At 68.7% G+C, this 17,448-nt stretch carries 14 protein-coding genes and 1 tRNA gene; 5 read left to right on the forward strand and 10 right to left on the reverse strand.

The annotated features are described in order from the left end of the window. Positions 1-32: 32 nt before the first annotated feature. Positions 33-2,948: an ATP-binding protein gene (locus tag QSJ59_RS00985; RefSeq protein WP_285756727.1), complete on the forward strand. Its 2,916-nt coding sequence runs from the start codon at positions 33-35 to the stop codon at positions 2,946-2,948. Here QSJ59_RS00985 and QSJ59_RS00990 read toward each other — a convergent pair. Continuing rightward, complete coding sequence (locus QSJ59_RS00990; protein ID WP_285756728.1) at positions 2,945-3,715, reverse strand: SIR2 family NAD-dependent protein deacylase; 771 nt, start codon at positions 3,713-3,715, stop codon at positions 2,945-2,947. The two genes, QSJ59_RS00985 and QSJ59_RS00990, sit on opposite strands and share 4 nt — an antisense overlap. Before the next feature lie 149 nt (positions 3,716-3,864). On the opposite strand from QSJ59_RS00990, the gene QSJ59_RS00995 reads away from it, so the two are divergent. Both QSJ59_RS00995 and QSJ59_RS01000 read left to right on the forward strand, forming a co-directional pair. Beyond that, positions 3,865-4,746: a sulfotransferase family protein gene (locus QSJ59_RS00995; RefSeq protein WP_285757835.1), complete on the forward strand. Its 882-nt coding sequence runs from the start codon at positions 3,865-3,867 to the stop codon at positions 4,744-4,746. An 82-nt stretch (positions 4,747-4,828) separates the two neighbouring features. Further along, the gene (locus tag QSJ59_RS01000; RefSeq protein ID WP_285756729.1) at positions 4,829-4,987 is read left to right on the forward strand and encodes a hypothetical protein; all 159 of its coding nucleotides are present in this window, start codon (positions 4,829-4,831) and stop codon (positions 4,985-4,987) included. 76 nt (positions 4,988-5,063) lie between these two features. Here QSJ59_RS01000 and QSJ59_RS01005 read toward each other — a convergent pair whose 3' ends face one another. The 4 genes from QSJ59_RS01005 to QSJ59_RS01020 all read right to left on the reverse strand — a co-directional run bounded on the left by QSJ59_RS01005 (position 5,064) and on the right by QSJ59_RS01020 (position 9,366). Then, positions 5,064-5,891, reverse strand: a complete 828-nt coding sequence (locus tag QSJ59_RS01005; RefSeq protein ID WP_285756730.1) for an aldo/keto reductase — start codon at positions 5,889-5,891, stop codon at positions 5,064-5,066. Positions 5,892-6,031: 140 nt separating this feature from the next. Further along, positions 6,032-6,865: a SigB/SigF/SigG family RNA polymerase sigma factor gene (locus tag QSJ59_RS01010; protein WP_285756731.1), complete on the reverse strand. Its 834-nt coding sequence runs from the start codon at positions 6,863-6,865 to the stop codon at positions 6,032-6,034. A gap of 291 nt (positions 6,866-7,156) precedes the next feature. Beyond that, the gene (locus QSJ59_RS01015) at positions 7,157-8,101 is read right to left on the reverse strand and encodes a glycoside hydrolase family 16 protein (protein ID WP_285756732.1); all 945 of its coding nucleotides are present in this window, start codon (positions 8,099-8,101) and stop codon (positions 7,157-7,159) included. A gap of 74 nt (positions 8,102-8,175) precedes the next feature. After that, entirely contained in the window at positions 8,176-9,366 is a 1,191-nt protein-coding gene (locus QSJ59_RS01020) for a glycoside hydrolase family 64 protein (protein WP_285756733.1), read from the reverse strand. A gap of 751 nt (positions 9,367-10,117) precedes the next feature. Between QSJ59_RS01020 and QSJ59_RS01025 the strand changes: the two genes are divergently transcribed. Then, positions 10,118-12,061, forward strand: a complete 1,944-nt coding sequence (locus QSJ59_RS01025; RefSeq protein ID WP_285756734.1) for an amino acid permease — start codon at positions 10,118-10,120, stop codon at positions 12,059-12,061. A 49-nt stretch (positions 12,062-12,110) separates the two neighbouring features. Here the strand turns inward: QSJ59_RS01025 and QSJ59_RS01030 are convergent, their stop codons facing one another. Then, positions 12,111-12,476: a MerR family transcriptional regulator gene (locus QSJ59_RS01030; protein WP_285756735.1), complete on the reverse strand. Its 366-nt coding sequence runs from the start codon at positions 12,474-12,476 to the stop codon at positions 12,111-12,113. A gap of 146 nt (positions 12,477-12,622) precedes the next feature. Here QSJ59_RS01030 and QSJ59_RS01035 point away from each other — a divergent pair, with 146 nt between their 5' ends. Continuing rightward, positions 12,623-13,579 carry an NADP-dependent oxidoreductase gene (locus tag QSJ59_RS01035; RefSeq protein ID WP_285756736.1) on the forward strand — a complete coding sequence of 319 codons (957 nt, stop codon included), beginning with the start codon at positions 12,623-12,625 and terminating at the stop codon, positions 13,577-13,579. 528 nt (positions 13,580-14,107) lie between these two features. On the opposite strand, the gene QSJ59_RS01040 is transcribed toward QSJ59_RS01035, so the two are convergent. The 4 genes from QSJ59_RS01040 to QSJ59_RS01055 all read right to left on the reverse strand — a co-directional run bounded on the left by QSJ59_RS01040 (position 14,108) and on the right by QSJ59_RS01055 (position 17,438). Beyond that, a tRNA-Pro gene (locus QSJ59_RS01040) sits at positions 14,108-14,181 on the reverse strand. 94 nt (positions 14,182-14,275) lie between these two features. Beyond that, positions 14,276-14,644 carry a cupin domain-containing protein gene (locus QSJ59_RS01045; RefSeq protein ID WP_285756737.1) on the reverse strand — a complete coding sequence of 123 codons (369 nt, stop codon included), beginning with the start codon at positions 14,642-14,644 and terminating at the stop codon, positions 14,276-14,278. A 37-nt stretch (positions 14,645-14,681) separates the two neighbouring features. Then, a complete protein-coding gene (locus QSJ59_RS01050; RefSeq protein ID WP_285756738.1) occupies positions 14,682-16,364 on the reverse strand; it encodes a phosphotransferase in 1,683 nt (560 codons plus the stop codon). 168 nt (positions 16,365-16,532) lie between these two features. Next, positions 16,533-17,438, reverse strand: coding sequence for an SDR family oxidoreductase (locus tag QSJ59_RS01055; RefSeq protein ID WP_285756739.1), 906 nt, complete (start codon positions 17,436-17,438; stop codon positions 16,533-16,535). Positions 17,439-17,448 lie beyond the last annotated feature (10 nt).

Consider the following 17,448-nt stretch of genomic DNA (forward strand, 5'->3'; position numbering starts at 1 on the left):
ACCCGGACCTCCGGTGAACTCTCGGTGGTGGCATGCGCGAACCCGTCCGGTACTGCGACGCGATCAGGATTCTGGGCACCGGCGAGGGACGTGTCGCCGACCTGGTCGATCGGTTGTGCGCGCGCGAGGAAACCGACCTGCTGGACGCGCGCACCGAACTCGTGCGCTTCGCCCACCACGCGCTGAACCGGCTGGACCGGGAGGCGCACCGGCTCCCCCGACGCGAGCGCACCCGACGCATCGCCGCGGCGCACAGCATGGTCGTGGTGACCGCGTTCTTCGAGTCGCTGGACGACACCGAACTCCCCTTCGACCTGGACGGCACCACCGAGGGGTTCGCGGAAGACCCCGGTGGGGTCACCGACCACAAGCAGCTCGGCGAGTTCGTGGCACTGCTGGTGCTGTCGGCACCGCCGCTGCCCCGTGTCCAGCGCGACACCGCCGACGGCCTGGCCCGGGTGCGCCGGTTCTACCTGCGCCGCTGCAAGCAGTTGCCCGGAGTCCTGCGCGGCATGCCGCTGTGGGTGGAACTGGACGAGGTTCATCGCGGCACCGTCACCGAGCGGCTGGGCACGGTGTTGGCCAACCGTTGCACCCGCCGCTACGAGGAGCTGCGCGACAAGCTCGCCGCAGGGTTCCCCGAGTTCGGCGCCTGGGCGGGCCTGCACACCGCACGCCCCCGCTACGGCGCGCTTCCGGAGGTCCCGATGGGACTGTCGCGGCTCCAGCACCGATTGCAGTCGATCAGTACCGGGCGGGTCCCAAGCGCGGTTCGGGGCGCGCTGGCCCGCACCCACCGAGAACGCCTGGACGTCCCCGTCTCCTCCTTGGCCCCGCAGTTGGCCGGGACGTACCTGCCGCCCCTGGGGCTGGCCTACGTCACCCCGGCGTTTCGCGCGACCGAGCTGGGTCCCCGGTCACTGGCCCACGAGGAGTCGTGGTGGCAGGAGCAGGGCGGGCCGCGCGAGGACCTCGCCGAGTTCCTGCTCGGCCACCTGACCGCCCCGCGCGCCCTGCTGTTGCCCCTGGTGGTGTTCGGGCCTTCCGGTTCGGGAAAATCGGCTCTGGTGACGATGCTGGCCGCCCGACTGCCCGAGAGCGACTTCGCCGCGGTACGCGTCGACGTCCGCGACCTGCCCGAGGGGGCGCTGGAACGGGCCCTGGCCGACCGCCTCTCCGGTGCGCTTCTCGCAGCCGGGGCGGAGAACTGCGACGCCCTTCCGGTTCTGCTCCTGGACGGGGTGGAGGAGCTGGGCAGCAGGGCCGGAGTCACGCACAGCGGCCTGCTCGCCGGGGTCGCGGCGTTTCAACACGCACGGGCCGGGGCCGCATCTCCGGTGGCGGTCGTGCTCACCTGTCGCGACAGCACCGCCGCACGGGTGCGCTTTCCTCCCGGAAGCGTGGCGATACGGCTGGAGGACTTCACCGACGCGCAGTTGGGTGCGTGGCTGGACACCTGGAATCGGATCAATGCCGGCTACCTCGACCGGAACGGGGCGCTCCCGCTGGATCGGGATTGCCTGGCCCCGCACCTGCCGCTGGGCAGGCGTCCGTTGTTCCTGTTGATGATGGCGGTCTACGACGGCACCAGCAATGCGCTGCGCAAGCTTTCGGCCCCGTTGCGCGAGGCGGGACTGTACGAACGGTGGCTGCGGATGCTCGCCGATGCCGCCGACCGCCGCGACAGGGCTTCCGCGCCGGCCGACGGCGATCTGGCGGTGCGTTCGGGCCGCATCGAACAGGCCCTGCTGGGCGCGTCGGTACTGGCCTTCTCCATGTTCAACCGGGGTGGACGGCACGCCGACACCGCTGCGGTGACCGCCGACCACACCGCCCTCCTGCATTGGCCGGCGCATTTCGCACGCCCGATGGATCCGCTGCAACTGGGCTGTGCGGTGCCCGCGGACTCCTGGGAGGGAACGGCGCGACTGGTGTTCAGCCATCCGTCGCTGGGCGAGTACTTGGTGGCACGGCTGGTGGCCGAGGAACTGGCGGGGTTGGCCGAGGCCCGCATCCGCGATCGACGGGCGGTGCGCCCCACTCCCCTGGACGACGCGTTCCTGCACGCGCTGCTGTCGTTCACTCCCCTGTCGGTGTCGGGGGAGGTGCCCCGGTTCCTCGCCGAACGGCTGCGGTTGTTGGCTCCGGGCGCCCGCGACGAACTGCGCCTGGCCCTTGCCGAACTACTCCGTGCCGCCGGACGGCATCGGCCCCGGGTCGCCCACACCGGCTACCGCCCCCTGGAGTTGGGGGACGCCGCACGCGAGGCCGCCTACAGCGCGAACCTGATGCTGGCGCTGGTGGCGGTGCACGGTGACGAGGTTCCGCTTCCGGCCCTGTTCGGGCCGGAGTCGTCGGCGCGCTGGCGTGCGCTGGCCCACCTGTGGAAGTCCCAGCTGCCGCCCGAACAGTGGGCAAGCCTGGTGCACGCCCTGGAGGTGCGCGGGACCGACGGCGCGCTGACGGTGCACCGGGGCAGCACCGGCGCGGGGGCCCAGACCGACTCCGGTTTCACCTGGCGCGAGTCGGCGCTGCTGGCCGATGACGCCACCCAACGGCTGTTGCACGCCCTGGAGCCGCTGGTACGGCTGTTCGGAGGAGATGTGACGGCCCGTGACAGCGAGGCGGCCTCCGATGCCAACGCGGTGCTGACGCTGTCCTTCGGCGCCGCGGATGCCGACGACGACGCACTGGTGGACTCCTTCGAACGCGCGTTCACCATGGGTGAGGCGCTGGAGTCCGACGACCGCCTGCGTTTCCAGGTGTTCGTGTTGCGTCAACTGCGCGGCCAGGTCCACCGCCTGGGGGCCCGCCTGGTTCCGGTCACCACGCGCCACGTCCGTCCCATCGGTGTGTCCAAGAGCGCTCGCGCCTCGGTGCGTCGACTGGCCGAGGAACACAACGAGCACGTGGCGGCCATCCGCGACGTACTGGCCGGGTACACCTAGTCCCCCGCCAGAATGACGCGCGTCAACCGAGGCAGGACCTCTTCGATCGGTTCGCGCAGGAGGGCGTGGGCCGCGTCGTCGTAGGGGGTCGGTTCGGCGTTGACGATGAGCAGTCGCGCTCCGGCGCGCAGCGCGACATCGCAGAGGGCCGCCACGGGATGAACGGTCAGGGAGGTGCCCACCGCCACCAGTGCTTCGCACTCCTCGACGGCCGCCACCGCGGCCTCCAGGACGTCGGGGTCCAGGCGCTGGCCGAAGGAGACCGTGTCGCTTTTCTGGATACCGCCGCAGCGCACGCAACGCGGGTCGGACTCCTCGTCCAGGCGCTCCAGCACTTGCGGGGTGGGCGTACGCAGTCCGCAGGACAGGCAGACGACCCAGTGGATGGTGCCGTGTACCTCGATGACACGCGCGGGGTCCATCCCCGCCTTCTGGTGCAGGCCGTCGATGTTCTGGGTGACGACGGCGCACAACCGCCCGGCCCGATCGAGTTCGGTGACGGCACGGTGAGCGGCGTTGGGCTCCGCTCTCAGGGCCGGACTGGTCCGACGCACCTGCCACACCTGGCGACGGACGTCGACATCGCAGCGGTAGACGTCGATGTCGTACAGTGCGGCGGCCCCCGGGTTGGTCGTCCACACGCCGCGCGGCCCGCGAAAATCAGGGATGCCGGAGCCGGTGGAGATCCCCGCCCCGGTCAGAACCGTGACGCGATCGCAGCCCGCCAGCAACGCGCCGACCTCGGCGACATCCGCGGTGGTGGCCATGTCCGTTCCCCTCCCCGACGACCAGGACGCCCGTCCATTGTGGCAGCGTTGCCCCGTCTCCGTTCGGGCCGCGCGAATCGCCCGGGCGGCGGTTTCCCTGCTTCGTGAAGTCCGGCAAACGTGCCAAAATCAGACCACTCATGAAACACGTGAAACAGTCGCCGTACATTCTCGTGGTCAACGGGACCAAGATCAGACGTCCGGTCTTCGTGCTGGGCGCGCCGCACTCGGGGGTGGACTTCGTGGCCCGCGCGCTGCGACGTGCGCCCGGATTCCACCTGACCGGGGGCCACCCCAGCGTGTTGAACGCGGTGTACGCGTTCGCGCGGCAGCCCTCCTTGGCCCAGGGGCACGAGTCCGGTGCCGCGCGCCTGGTACGCGACGCGTTCGCCGAGGCATGGCAGCTGACCCCGCTCAGTTGCCCTCGGTGCCCGCCGGGCCCGGTGCCGGCCCGGGAGGCCCCCGAGCCCTGCGAGCACGCCGGTCAGGTCACCCGCTACGGCGACGCCGGCCCCGACCTGCTCTACAGCTCCAGCGCACTGGCCCTGGCCTTCGAGGACGCCGCGTTCGTCCAGGTGATCCGGGACGGTCGGGACGCGGTCGCGGACATGCTCGACGACGAGCACTCCCTGACCTGGTTCAAACCGGGTGTGGCCAACCTGGACGGAGAACTGCCCAACGCGTTCTTCGGGGTGGAGACCGAGGAGGACCGCGACGAGTACCCGGGGCTGTCCACAGCGAGCAAGTGCGCGATGCGCTGGCGCAGTGCCGTGCGGTTGTCGGCGAAGCTGCGCGGCGAACTGGCCCCCGAACGCCTGATGACCCTGCGCTACGAGGAGGTTCCCGGCAAGGAGGTGGAGACCGCCGAACGCCTGTCCGAGTTCGTCGGGGCCAGCGTGTCCGCACTGGAACTGATGCGGCCCGACCCCGACGGCACCGGCTCGTGGCGTGTGCGACTGGACTCCGTTCAACGCACCGACGTGGAGGGCGTGGCGCGCCCGGAGTTGACCAGGCTGGGCTACCTGCGTTGACCGGACCCGTCCTCGCTGTGGACATCAAGGTGGTGCGGGCACCCGTGACGGGCCCCTGGGGACTGTCCCTAAGATGAGGCACATGGGAGCACTGCAGATTCCGAACCTCATCATGCTGATCGCGATCATGGCGATCCCCGTCAGCATCTTCATCGCCGGCATCGTCTACGTCATGCGCGTCGTGCGCAACGGGACCGAGGCCACGCTCGCCCGGGCCACCAGGCGCCGCGAACTGGCCTAGAGCACGACGGACACCCGACGGGCCCGCCCGGTGGTTCTTCTCCACCGGACGGGCCCGTCTGTCGTCGACGGGCGGGTCAGCCGTTGACCTGGTCGGGGTCGGAGCCGAACCGCCGGTTCTCGTTCAGACCGGAGAGCGTGTTGACCTGCTCGGCACTCAACTCGAAGCCGAAGACGTCGAAGTTGGAGCGGATGCGCTCCGGAGTGACCGACTTGGGGATCACGACGTTGCCGATCTGCAGGTGCCAGCGCAGGATCACCTGAGCGGCGCTCACCCCGTGCTCCAGGGCGATCGTGGCGACGGTCGGGTCGTCGAGCAGTTTGCCCTGACCGAGCGGGCTCCACGCCTCGGTGGCGATGCCGTGGCGGGCGTGGAAACGGCGCAGCGGTTCCTGCGTGAGCACCGGGTGCAGCTCGATCTGGTTGAGCACCGGGGTGATCCCGCCCTCATTGCTCAGTCGCTCCAGGTGGGCTTCCTTGAAGTTGGAGACACCGATCGCCCGGACCCGCCCCTCTGCGTAGAGACGCTCGATGGCTTTCCAAGTCTCGACGTAGCGGTCCTTGGCCGGAAGCGGCCAGTGGATGAGATAGAGGTCCAGCCGGTCGAGCTTGAGGGCGTCCAGCGTCGCGTCGAAGGCGCGCAGCGTGCTGTCGTAGCCCTGCTCGTCGTTCAACAGCTTGGAGGTGACGAAGAGCTCCTCGCGTGCAACGCCCGACTCCCGGATCGCCTGGCCGACGCCGGCCTCGTTGCGGTAGGCGGCTGCGGTGTCGATGCTGCGGTAGCCGGTCTCGATGGCGGTCCGCACAGGGGCGACCACGTCATCGTTGTCCACCTGCCACACCCCGAAACCCAGCTGCGGGATACGCACGCCGTTGTTGAGGGTGACCTCGGGGACGGTAGTCATGGATACTCCACGTCGTTGGGTGACATTCGTATTGCGACCTCGCATAACCGGCGGGCGCACCGCGTGATTCCGCCTTCGCCCGCCTCGGGGGACGAGAGGCATGTCACATGCCGATGCGCTCGCCGGTCACGGCAGGCTGATCACTCTCCGGCCAGGTCCCGACGCATCCGGCGCAGGGTCTGGGAGAGCAGCCGGGAAACGTGCATCTGGGAGAGGCCGACGTCCGTGGCGATCTCGCTCTGGGTCTTGTTTCCGAAGAAGCGCAACAGCACGACACGTCGCTCGCGCTCGGGAAGCCGATCCAGAGCACCCTTGAGCGCCTCCTTGTCGACCACGCTCTCCAGGGCGTGGTCGGTGGAGCCGAGCGTCTCGCCCAGCGCGGTCTCGTCGTCGGCCTCGCCGAAGGGCATGTCCAACGACAACGCGCTGTAGGCCGAGGCCGCGTCGATGAGTTCGATGGTCTGCTCCACGTCGAGTTCCAGGGCGGAGGCGATTTCCTTGGTGGTGGGGGTGCGCCCCTCCTTGTGGGTGAACTCGGCGACGACCCGGTTCAGCTCGGAGCGCTTCTCCTGGTGGGCACGCGGAACGCGTACCGCCCACGTGGTGTCGCGGAAGTGGCGCTTGAGCTCGCCGGTGACCATCGGGAGGAGGTAGGCGACGAAGGGCTTGCCGAACGAAGGGTCGAACCCGCGGATGGCCTTCATCAGTCCCAGTGTGCCGACCTGGCAGAGGTCGTCCATCGGCTCGCCCCTGTTGCGGTAGCGGCGGGCCTCCCTTCGGACCAGGGGCAGGTGCAACTCGACGAGTTCGCCCCTGATGCGCTCGCGTTCCTGCACGTCGGCGGTCTTGAGCGCCGCCAGTTCCGCGAGCAGTGTCTCGGCACGCCCCGTGGCGCGCGGACGTGCGGGCGGACGGACCGTGTTCTTGGTCCGCGCGACGGTGGTCCGACGGGGTTTCGTGGTCTTGCCAGGCATCGTGGTCTCCTTGGGGTTTCCCGCCAGGTGGGGCTTGCACCTGGTGGAAGCGGTCTTCGCAGATCGCACCCGACGTTGCTGCCGATGCCGAACGCGCGGAGCGCGGGGGATACAACTGCATCGAACGCCGGGTTTCAAGGCCACGCTTTTGGACCTGACCCTCGCATGCCCCCTGAAAAAGGCCGCAAACTCACCCAAGAGAGAAGTCTGGGAAGACCCTGGGAACATGCGAAAGGCGGCGACCGTTCGGTCGCCGCCCCTGACGCTTGCCCTAGCGGGTGGGCATCGTCATCAGCACACCGCCGTGGAGGGGACCTCGTCGATCCGCTCGATACCGGCGTTGCGCTGCTCTCCGACGCGCGTGTTCACGGCGTCGGGGGCGATGGTCTGGCCCTGCTGGTAGTAGACCCAGTCCACGTCCTGCACGTAAGTGCTGGTGCCACCGGTGTGACCGCTCATGTCGATGAACCACTGGTTGAAGTTGATCGACATGGGAGAGCTCGGGTAGTACTTCCCGCCATGCTCGGCCACGAGGTGGGTGTCGATGTAGTACTTAGCTGTGCCGTCGGCGACCTGGATGACCAGGTCGCGCCAGCCCGCGAAGGAACGGTCGACGACGTCGTGGGTGTTGTCGGCCTTCCAAGGGTCGCGCTGGTAGGTGTGGTAGGAGGTGAGGTAGAACGCCTCGGCCCTGGCACCCCAGCCTCCGTTGGGCAGGTACTCGAAATCGAGTTCGCTGTAGTCGGGGTCGTTGTCGTAGGCCAGCGGAGTGATCGTGTAGAAGGTCTGGAGCACCGTGTCGCCGTCGGCACCGGACACCGGCTCGTCGGCGAATTTCACCTTCGCCGCATACGTGCCCTCGTGGAACTTCTCCTCCCCGAACGTCAGTTCGGCCTGGCTGGTACCGGCAGGTGTGCCGTCGGTGGAGGAGGTCAACCGCAGGAGCCGGTCACCGTCCTCGGCGACGAAGGAGATGTTGTCGGCATCCCAGGACGCCCCGGCCACACCGGGACCGCCGGCCCAGCTGCGCACCCGCCATCCCTGCTCGGCGAGTGCGGGGTCGTGGGGGCCGCTGTATACGAAGTCGTCGAAGAACAGTCCGCATTGGGCAGCGGCGGCGTTCTCCTGGGCCGACACCGGGACGGCCTCCGGCGCGGCGGCACATCCGGCCAGGGTCAGTCCGAGCACAGCGCCCATGGCCAGTGGCCGCAGGCCGGGGCGTCGTTTCTCGGGCACGGGGGATCACCTCGGGTTGGTCTGGGGGAAGCGAGCAGCGCGCCCGGCAAAACGGCCTGGAACGCGAAAGGTGATCAGAAGGGGCTGATCGTGACCGCGAAGGCGGCGGGGGCGTGGTCCTGGATGTAGGACGCGAAGTCCACGACGTCGTCGAAGGCGAAACCGTACGCCTTGCCGTCCTCGGTGTACTCGTGGAAGACACCGGCGTAGCGGTTGGTGATCGCGTGCTGGTAGAAGGCCGCGGCGTCGGTGGTGGGCTGCTCGGCGACGTCCAGCAGGGTGGAGCGGTTGAAGGCGGCACCCAGGATGGCGGCGACCGGACCGGTGATGCCGTCGTTGGGGGCCGCAAGCGCTCCGTCGCAGAAGAAGACGTCGCGGGTGGAGGGGCGGGAGATGGGGGCCACTCCGTTGTCGAAGACCAGTTGGTCGGAGCCGTTGACGCGTCCGGTGAAGGTGCCCGCGTTGGTGGTGACGCGCAAGTCGGTTCCGGCGTAGCGCGACCAGACCTCGTCGATGTAGGGGTCGTAGTAGTCGCTGGGGAAGACTCCTGTGTCGAGTCCGTGTCCCGGCGCGATGACGCGGAGGCGGTCGCCGACGACGAGCGGGGAGTAGTCGGAGTCCGCGGCGATCGCGTCGAAGACGGCGTCACGCCCCCCCGGTTTGAAGGTACCGGTGGTCTGGTCCGCGTCGCCGGTGAGCTTGATGGACAACGGAACGCTGAACTGGTCCACCATGCTGGTGTTGCAGAACATGCCGGAGGTGTTGTGGGTGAACTCGACCGTGTCGTGCAGGACCTCGTAGTTGGGGTCGGACTCCACCCAACCGGCGGGGTACTGCAACGCGGCCCGGCCGTCACCGTCGGCCACGACCTTGAAACGGAGCTTGTCGCCCAGGGCGAAGTAGATCCGCCCGGACATGAAGGGCAACGACAGTTCGGTGGTGTCCCCGGAGAGCGGGATGGAGTAGTCGGTGAATCCGTCGTCGGTGTTGTCGGACTCGCTGACCGGCCGCAGGGTCCCGTCGGCGGTGACGTAGGACTGCTGGCCCGTCGCCAGGTCGGTGCCGACGATGTAGACGCGAATCTGATCGCTGCCGAACGACCCGCTGTCGTTGGTGATGGTGAGGGGAAGCGCCCCGGCTTGGCCGGCTCCGCTGCCGCTGGTCAGGCCGGCGTTCTGCGGTGAGCCGCAGCCTGCGGCACCGAGCAGGGGAACTCCGACCGCGGCCAGGGTGGCGCCGCCAAGGAAGGATCTTCGGTTGAACATGGTCGCTTGTCCTCACGGAGGGGGCTGAAGTGGGGACCAATCTGGCGACTCAGGACAACAAACGTCAACCTCAAGTAAAAAGTGAACGGCGTTTATCTAACATTTCTACTGGTAACAAAGTTGCCATGTGATTTAGATCACTGTCCAGGAGTGGTCGCATCTGGTTTCGATCCGGCCGCCAACGGCAAGGCCGTCGGGGCAATTGATCCATTTAAGACAATAAAAAATATGAAAAGTCATTTTTCATATGATTTGACGGGATTGACACTCCCCGGCCGCCCAGGCGGACACGCCACCATGCACAGTCGACGCCCGGATGCCAGGGCCGTTGTGCCCGGGGCGCGCAAGGCCGTCGGCAATGCGGCAACTGATCCACCCGGCACAAGCGTTCGGCGTGGATCAGCAGCGTCACGGTGTTCGATCCCGGTGGGGAACCGCCCGGAAAAGTCGTAACGGGACCGAGGCCAGCAGCTGCACGTACAGCGCCTCCGCCATCGCCTGCCGGCAGCAGCAACGCTCCGGCCCGACTGTCGGGGGGCCGGGCCCGTCCCCCATCGGGCCCGCCCGATCCATGCGTTTCTTTAACGCCGATCGGGGCGGCGGAGGGGGAGACTCCTTGTCGAGGGTGTTCCCGACGTCTCCGGTCCACCGCAGCAGCGCGGCTCCGGCACGGGGTGACGGGTCCACGCCGCACAGACGAGAGCGAAGGGGCCCGTTGAGCGTCGAACCGAGGTTCGCCATACCGGCGTACATGGCCAGTCCCGCACAACCCAAGGCACCGTCGAACAAGGTGACCCGTTGGCTGTTGGCCGACCAGGTGCAGGCGGTCGGCGCTCGGGCGGCACACCGGCACTCGCCGCCCCAGGCGTGGTGGAAGGTGATGTGCCTGACCGGAGTGGACTACTTCTCGACCCTGTCCTATCTTCCCGGGATCGCGGCAATGACCGCCGGGGCTCTCTCACCGCTGGCCACCCTGCTGATCGTGGTGCTGACCCTGTTCGGGATGTTGCCGATGTATCGCAGGATCGCCCGGGAGAGCCCCAACGGGCAGGGGTCGATAGCGATGCTGGAGAAACTGCTCCCCTTCTGGCAGGGGAAGGTCTTCGTCCTGTGCCTGCTCGGGTTCGTCGTGACCTCCTGGGTGATCACGATTACGCTGTCGTCGGCCGACGCCACCGTGCACGCCCTGGAGAACCCCTATCTGCCCGATGTCCTCAGCGGGCAGAACGTCGCCATCACCGTTGTCCTCCTGCTGGTCCTGTGCGGGGTGTTCCTGCTCGGTTTTCGCGAGGCAGTTGCCGTCGCCATCCCCCTCGTCGCAGTGTTCTTGCTGCTCAACATGGTGGTGATCGGCGTCGGGCTGGTCGAGGTGTTCAACGGCTCCGGTGCGTTCGACAACTGGACGACCGCTCTCACCGCCACCCCGGGCGGTTTCGGCGGCATCATCGGCATCGCGCTGACCGCCTTCCCGCTTCTCGTGCTGGGCCTGTCGGGCTTCGAGACCGGGGTCAGCATGATGCCGCTGGTCGCCGACCACGGCCGGACCGCCGCCCAGCGCCTGGAGTCGCGCATCCGCAACACCCGCAGGTTGTTGACCACCGCGGCGTTGATCATGAGCGTGTACCTGATCGCGACCACGTTCATCACCACGGTGCTGATCCCGCCCGAGGCGTTCGAGAAAGGCGGCGCGGCCAGTGGCCGCGCACTGGCGTACCTGGCACACGAATACCTCGGCAACACCTTCGGGACCGTCTACGACATCAGCAGCATCCTGATCCTGTGGTTCGCCGGCGCCTCGGCCATGGCCGGGCTGATCAACATCGTGCCCCGTTACCTTCCCTCCTACGGCATGGCTCCGGAGTGGGGCCGGGCGGTGCGACCGGTCGTTCTGGTCTACACCTTCGTCAGCGTCAGTATCACCATCGCGTTCAACGCCGACGTGGACGCCCAGTCGGGGGCCTACGCCACCGGAATCCTGGCGATGATGGTCTCCGGGGCGACCGCGGTGACGGTCTCCTCGGTGCGGCACGGGCAGCGGCGCACAGCGGTGGCCTTCAGCGTACTGACGCTCGTCCTGCTCTACGCGCTGACCGCCAACGTGGTCGAGCGCCCCGACGGCATCGCGATCTCGGGCATGTTCATCGCCGGGATCATCGTGATCTCCCTGGTCTCGCGTGTCTCGCGCACCACCGAGCTCAGAGCGGACCGCATCGAGTTCGACCGTGCCGCCCGCCAGTTCATCACCGAGTCGCTGGCCTCGGACCCGACACTGCACCTGGTCGCGAACCGGCGCGACACCGGGGACACCGCCGAATACGCCGAGAAGGAAGCGGACCAACGCCGCAAGAGCCCCGTCCCCGGGCCGGCCGACGTGCTGTTCCTGGAGATCGACGTCATCAATCCCTCCGATTTCAGCGACGTGCTGAAGATCCGCGGAGTCGACATCGGCGGGTACCGGGTCCTGCGGGCGCAGAGCCCGGCAGCACCGAACACGATCGCCGCGATCCTGCTCGCGCTGCGCGACGCGACCGGGGTCAAACCGCACTGCCACTTCGAATGGTCCGACGGCAACCCTCTGGGCCTGCTGCTGCGCTACCTGTTGTTGGGCCGCGGCGACACCGCCCCAATCGTCCGGGAGATCCTGCGCGAGGCCGAACCCGACGAGGCCCGCCGCCCGGATGTGCACGTGGGCTGATCGTGGCCGCGGCGACCGCCGCCGGCCGAAATCGCTGCGGCAGCAACCCTCACTGCAGGTGAGAGCAGTCGGACCCCGGGTTCCGCGTAACGGCGATCACGTCGTCGAGCCGGTCGCACACAGCGAGCAGGTCGGTGATCCGCCGGTCGATGCGCACGCGCTCGGTCACCAGCCGGTCCAGGAGTTCCGGGGACGCTCGACCCGAGTCCACGCATGACAGCACCTCGCGGACCACTCTGCTCGGAAGGCCCGCGGCATAGAGCTGCTGGATCAACAGGACCCGGTCGACGGCGGTGTCGGGGTAATGCCGATGACCGCCGGGGCTGCGATACGCCTGGAGCAGATCCTGTTCCTCGTAATAGCGCAGCGCCCGGACGCTGACCCCCGCCTTGTCGGCGACCTCACCGATGCGCATCGATCCTCCTCCGCCCGGGCGACCTGCCCGAGTTGTACCTGACGTCGACGTCAGGTTCTAACGTAGTGGGCGTCGGCGATCGCCGGGCATTCACCCCACTGACCTCACGAACGGCCGGTCCAGGCCGCGTGGAAAGGCAGAACGTCATGCGCGCAGTCCGATATCACGAGTACGGCGGTGTGGAGGTTCTCGTGGTCGAGCAGGCACCGGCCCCCCGTCCCGGCCCGGGCGAGATCCGCGTCCGCGTCGCGGCGGCCGGCGTCAACCCCGTCGACTGGAACGTGCGTTCCGGTGCGGTGCGCGAGATGCTCCCCGTGGACCTGCCAGCGATTCCTGGGCTGGACGCCGTCGGCGTGGTCGACGAGATCGGCGAGGGCGTGCGGGGGGTGGGCACCGGCGACCGTGTCTTCGGGCTGGTCGGCAAGGGCGTGCGGGGGGCGGCGGGCACCGGCGGTGTCTCCGGGCGGGGCGGCGTCACCGGCGCGACAGCGGAGCTGGCCGTGCTCTCGGCCTGGGCCCACGCGCCCACCACGTGGACAGACGAGGAGGCCGCCGGCGCGGGCCTGGCATCCGTGACCGCGATGGGCGGGCTGAAGGCGCTCGGTCCCCTGCGGGGGCGTACCCTTCTCGTCGAGGGCGCCGCCGGAGGCGTGGGCAGTGCCGCGGTCGAGATCGCGGTGGCCCAGGGCGCCACCGTGATCGGGACGGCCAGCGAGCGCAACCACGAGTTCCTCGCCTCCCTCGGAGCCGTTCCCACCACCTACGGCGCCGGCCTGGCGGAGCGCCTGGCCGTCCTGGCCCCGGACGGTGTCGACATCGTGCTCGACACCGCGGGCTCCGGCTCCCTGGCCGACCTCATCGCGATCGCGGGCGACCCCGCTCGCGTGTCGACGATCGCCGACTACGCCAATGCACAGCGCCTGGGCGTGCACCTGGCCATCGCGGAGTACGACTCCACCCTCCTCTCCGAAGCGAGCGAACTCGGCCGGCGGGGCCGTTACACACCGCGCATCGAGCTGGCCTACCCTCTCGAACGGATCGCGGAGGCGCACGCATACGCCGAGCGCGGGCACACACGGGGAAAGATCGTGGTCCGCATCTGAGCCGGCCCCCACCGTTCGGGGCCTCACACCGCCTCGGCGGCGGGAGGCCAGCACCTCGGATCATGTTCCCGGAGTGGTCCGGGTGTCCCGGAGGTCGTTTCGCCAGGGGTCCCCGGTACGCAACCGTCCAGACCGCCGAGACCGGCTCGGGCACGTTGATTGTGAAGCCGGCCCCTGCGACAGCCCGCCGGGTACCGCGCCCGGCTTCCTCGGCCTCAATCGTGAGGCCCTCGCGCGCTCCCGCCGCCGTCGCGCCTGCTTCTGGCGGCAAGCAGGCAACGACTGGCTGGGTAACGCTCCCACCATCATCCCGCCCTTGGGCGGCGTTGTCCTTGCCTGAAAGACGTGGGGGGCTCAGAGCGCTGAGGCACTACCGCGGAAGGCTGACTCGGATGCGACGTAGCCTGCTGGCGCGACAGACCGGCGCGCCGCGGCCCGGTGTGACTTCCTGCGAGGGGGACTACGGAAAACTCCCCCGGAACACGACGAAGCCCTGGCGAGAAAACTACTCTCGCCAGGGCTTTCACGTCGGGATGACAGGATTTGAACCTGCGACCCCTTGACCCCCAGTCAAGTGCGCTACCAAGCTGCGCCACATCCCGGCCGCGTTGTGCGAGCCCGTCTCCGGCCTCGCCAACGGGTTTAACTTTAGCGCATCCGCAAGGCTGGTCGTGACAGGTTTTCCGGCGGCCTCCATCACCGTCGCGGCCTCTCTCTCGGCTCCTGGAGGTCATTTCCGGGCTGGACCTTGTCCCCGGGCACCTTGGGCACGTGGAACACGACCAACCGCACCGGATGGGGCACCGGAAGCGCTCCGTGCAGCTCGTACGGTTCCAGGACCAGGAGATCACCCGAGTTCAGCCGTACCGTCTCACCGTTGACCGAGTAGTCGGCGGCGTCGAGGAAGTAGAAGATCTCGTACAGGTGGCGATGGTAGTGCCGCTCCTCGGTGAAGTCGGCGGGATGCTCGACCAGCAGGACCGCGGCCCGGTCGACGGGGACGCCCACCGGCAGATCGAGGAGGGGGAGCACGCTGCGCCCGTCAGGGCGTTCATCGGGAGCCATCGAATCGGAGTGCACGACGCGCATCGGACCCTGTCTCTCAGACGCCCGGGAGAACCGGGGCTTTGGCGGTTTCGGCCATGACATCCGTGTAGAAGCCGTTGATCAGTTCCAGTCCGCGGGCGTAACAGGCGAGGGCAACCGTGTCCGGTCTGTCGCGGACGATGTGGAAGGGCATGACACTGCACATGTGCGCGGCCTCGGCCAGACGCACCTTGAAGAACCAGTGCGCGTCGTCCTGGGACCAGTCGCTTGCCAGGAACCAGTCCAGGAGCCGTTCCCGGACATCGTGGTAGAAAGCGACCAGGCGGGGAGAGGTGAAGGCGTAGTCGATGGCGTCGTCGCCGGCGTCGACCTCGACCAGGCCGTCGTGGATGAGGTCGTAGAGCGAATTGACGGAGTGCCAGATCTTGCCCAGGTCGTAGGCCACGTCGTAGCCGGAGTTCCCTCTCGGGTCGATCAGGAGGAAACGATGGTTGTCCCGGTCGATCAGGATGTTGTCGAAGTGTGGGTCGCCGTGCGTGCGGACCAGGCGCTCGGGGGTCAGCATGTCCAGCACCGCAGGGTCTCGCTCCAGGTCGTCGACCAGTTGGCGAAGCCCTCTGAGAACGACACCGTTCACCGTGACTTCGGCCGCGGTCCAGAGCCGGCGCCGCTCCGGGAGGGCGTTCGCCGCCTGTGCGAGCCTGCCGCGGATCCGGTCCAGGTGGGTACGGCGGACGTAGTCGGCCGGCGCCGGGAGCGGCGCGACCGGGTAGACGTCGCGCCGCAACGCGGCCAGCGTCCTGCGCGCCCACCGCGCGGCCTCCGCCTCGTCGATGTCGCCCGACAGGATGAGACGGCGCAGGGTGGGGAGATGATGGTGGACGAGGTCCACGGACACGCCGTAGGTCTCGATCCGGGACTCGACCACCTCGGGGAAGTGCCTGCGCGCGTTCCTTTCCAGACCGTGCAGCCAGCCGACCTCGTCGGCCAGCTTCTCCGCACCGGCGCCGACGGCCTCTTTGCGCACTGTTCGCAGCCCCGACGCGGGATGCAGTCGGATGTAGGTCCGTGCGTAGGAGCCGCCCGCCAGTGCTCCGCCGACCACGACGTCGTCCCCATGGATGTCTCGGGTCTGCGCCGCGCACTGGACATGGGTGCGCTGCGCCAGTTGGCAGACCGCCTGGGTCCACGGGAGCCGGAAGGCGTTCCTGGCGAGGATGTCGCCGAGCAGTGCCCGGTCTCCCCCGGTGAGGAAGAGTGTGCCCAGGTACTCCAGGTCGCCCTCATGGCCCAGGCTGTCCAGGATCAGCGCGAGACGGCCTTCGCGGTGGGCGGTGGCGAACACCTGTCCCCGGCGCACGAGGACGCCCCGGTCGGCCACCAGCACGGTGGCCGTGGTCAGGTTGGCGAACGCCGAGAGGATACCGGGGCGTATCTCGCACGAACAGTCGAGGATGAGGACGCTGCCGCGCCCGTGCCGCAACTGTGCGGCCAGGGCGCGGGCCCGGGCGCACCGGTCCTCCCCCACGACGCACTTCATCATGTCCGAGCGGGGAATGCGCGACGTGGGTGCGTCGTGTGGGGCCGGGGACTTCGGGAAGGTACCGGACCGTTCGCCCGTGATGATCGTGACCTGGCCGAGTGTGCCGTCGAGGACCGCTGCGCGCAGCCGGGTCACGAGGTCGACCGGTTCGTCCGGATGGTGGGGGCACAAGGTGTCGCGCACGATGATCTCCATCGGCTCTCTCCTCTTGCGGAAAACGAGAGTTGACGCGTGCTTGCTTCGTTGCCCGGGGCGGGGTGGGGCCCGACACGGGCTGTGTTCCTCGTGGTTCGTCGTGCTTCGCTGATAGTGGGTGGCTCGTGTCGTATCCGGGCGGGTCGGCACCCCGCGCGGACTGGATCGCTAGTGGTCCGTTCGTGGTGCGCGGGCCTCCCCTATCGCGCTCAGGTACGACGGAAGGCGCTGGGAGACTCCAGCGGGCGGGTCGATGCCCATTTGTTCAAGCCTGGTGGTCTTCAGGCAGGGGCGGGGCGGCCTGGGCGCCCCTGACGCAGGTCGGAGCGCGTACGAGGGCAGGACCAGGGCGGCCGGGAGGCCGGCCGTTTCGGCGATCTTCCTGGCCCACGCGTACTTCGTCACCTTCTCCCGGCTGGCCAGGTGAACGATGCCGCCGCGGTCTTCGGCGATGAGCCGCCCCACGATGGCGGCCACGTCACCCGTCCAGGTCGGTTGGCGTTCGAACCGGTCGTCCAACTCGACGGCCTCCCCCTGCCGGAGTGTGTGCAGGAGCGACTCCGTCCACGTGGGGCCGCGTCCCGACACCCGTTTCCCGTAGAGCACGGGGAGGCGGACGATCAAGTGGTCGGGAACCCGTGAGGCCTCGGTCTCCCCGCGCCGTTTCGTCTCTCCGTAGACCTGGAGCGGGTTCGGGGGGTCGTTCTCCGCGTATCCGTCGGTGGCTCTCCCGTCGAAGACGTACTCCGTCGAGATGTACACCAACTTCACTCCCCGGCGCGCGCACTGCTGCGCCACGTTCCCGGTCGTCACGGTGTTCACCCGGTGGGCCATTTCGGGGTCGTCCTCGCACTGCTGCACATCGGCGTTGGCCACGCAGTGGACGCACACGTCCAGCGGCTCCTGCGCGAAGAACGCCTCGACGTCCTCTCCGGAACCGGCCTCGACCCGCCGGCAGCGCGGACGGTCCCGTGAGTACGACCACCCCCGTACCTCGTCGGCGGCGGACAGAGCCGCCATCAGCTCCGAGCCAAGCATTCCGCCCGCACCGGTGACGAGGATCCTTCGGGCCATGTCGCCCTCT

The sequence above is a fragment of the Nocardiopsis ansamitocini genome, from assembly GCF_030268225.1.
Classification (GTDB): Bacteria; Actinomycetota; Actinomycetes; order Streptosporangiales; family Streptosporangiaceae; genus Nocardiopsis_D; species Nocardiopsis_D ansamitocini.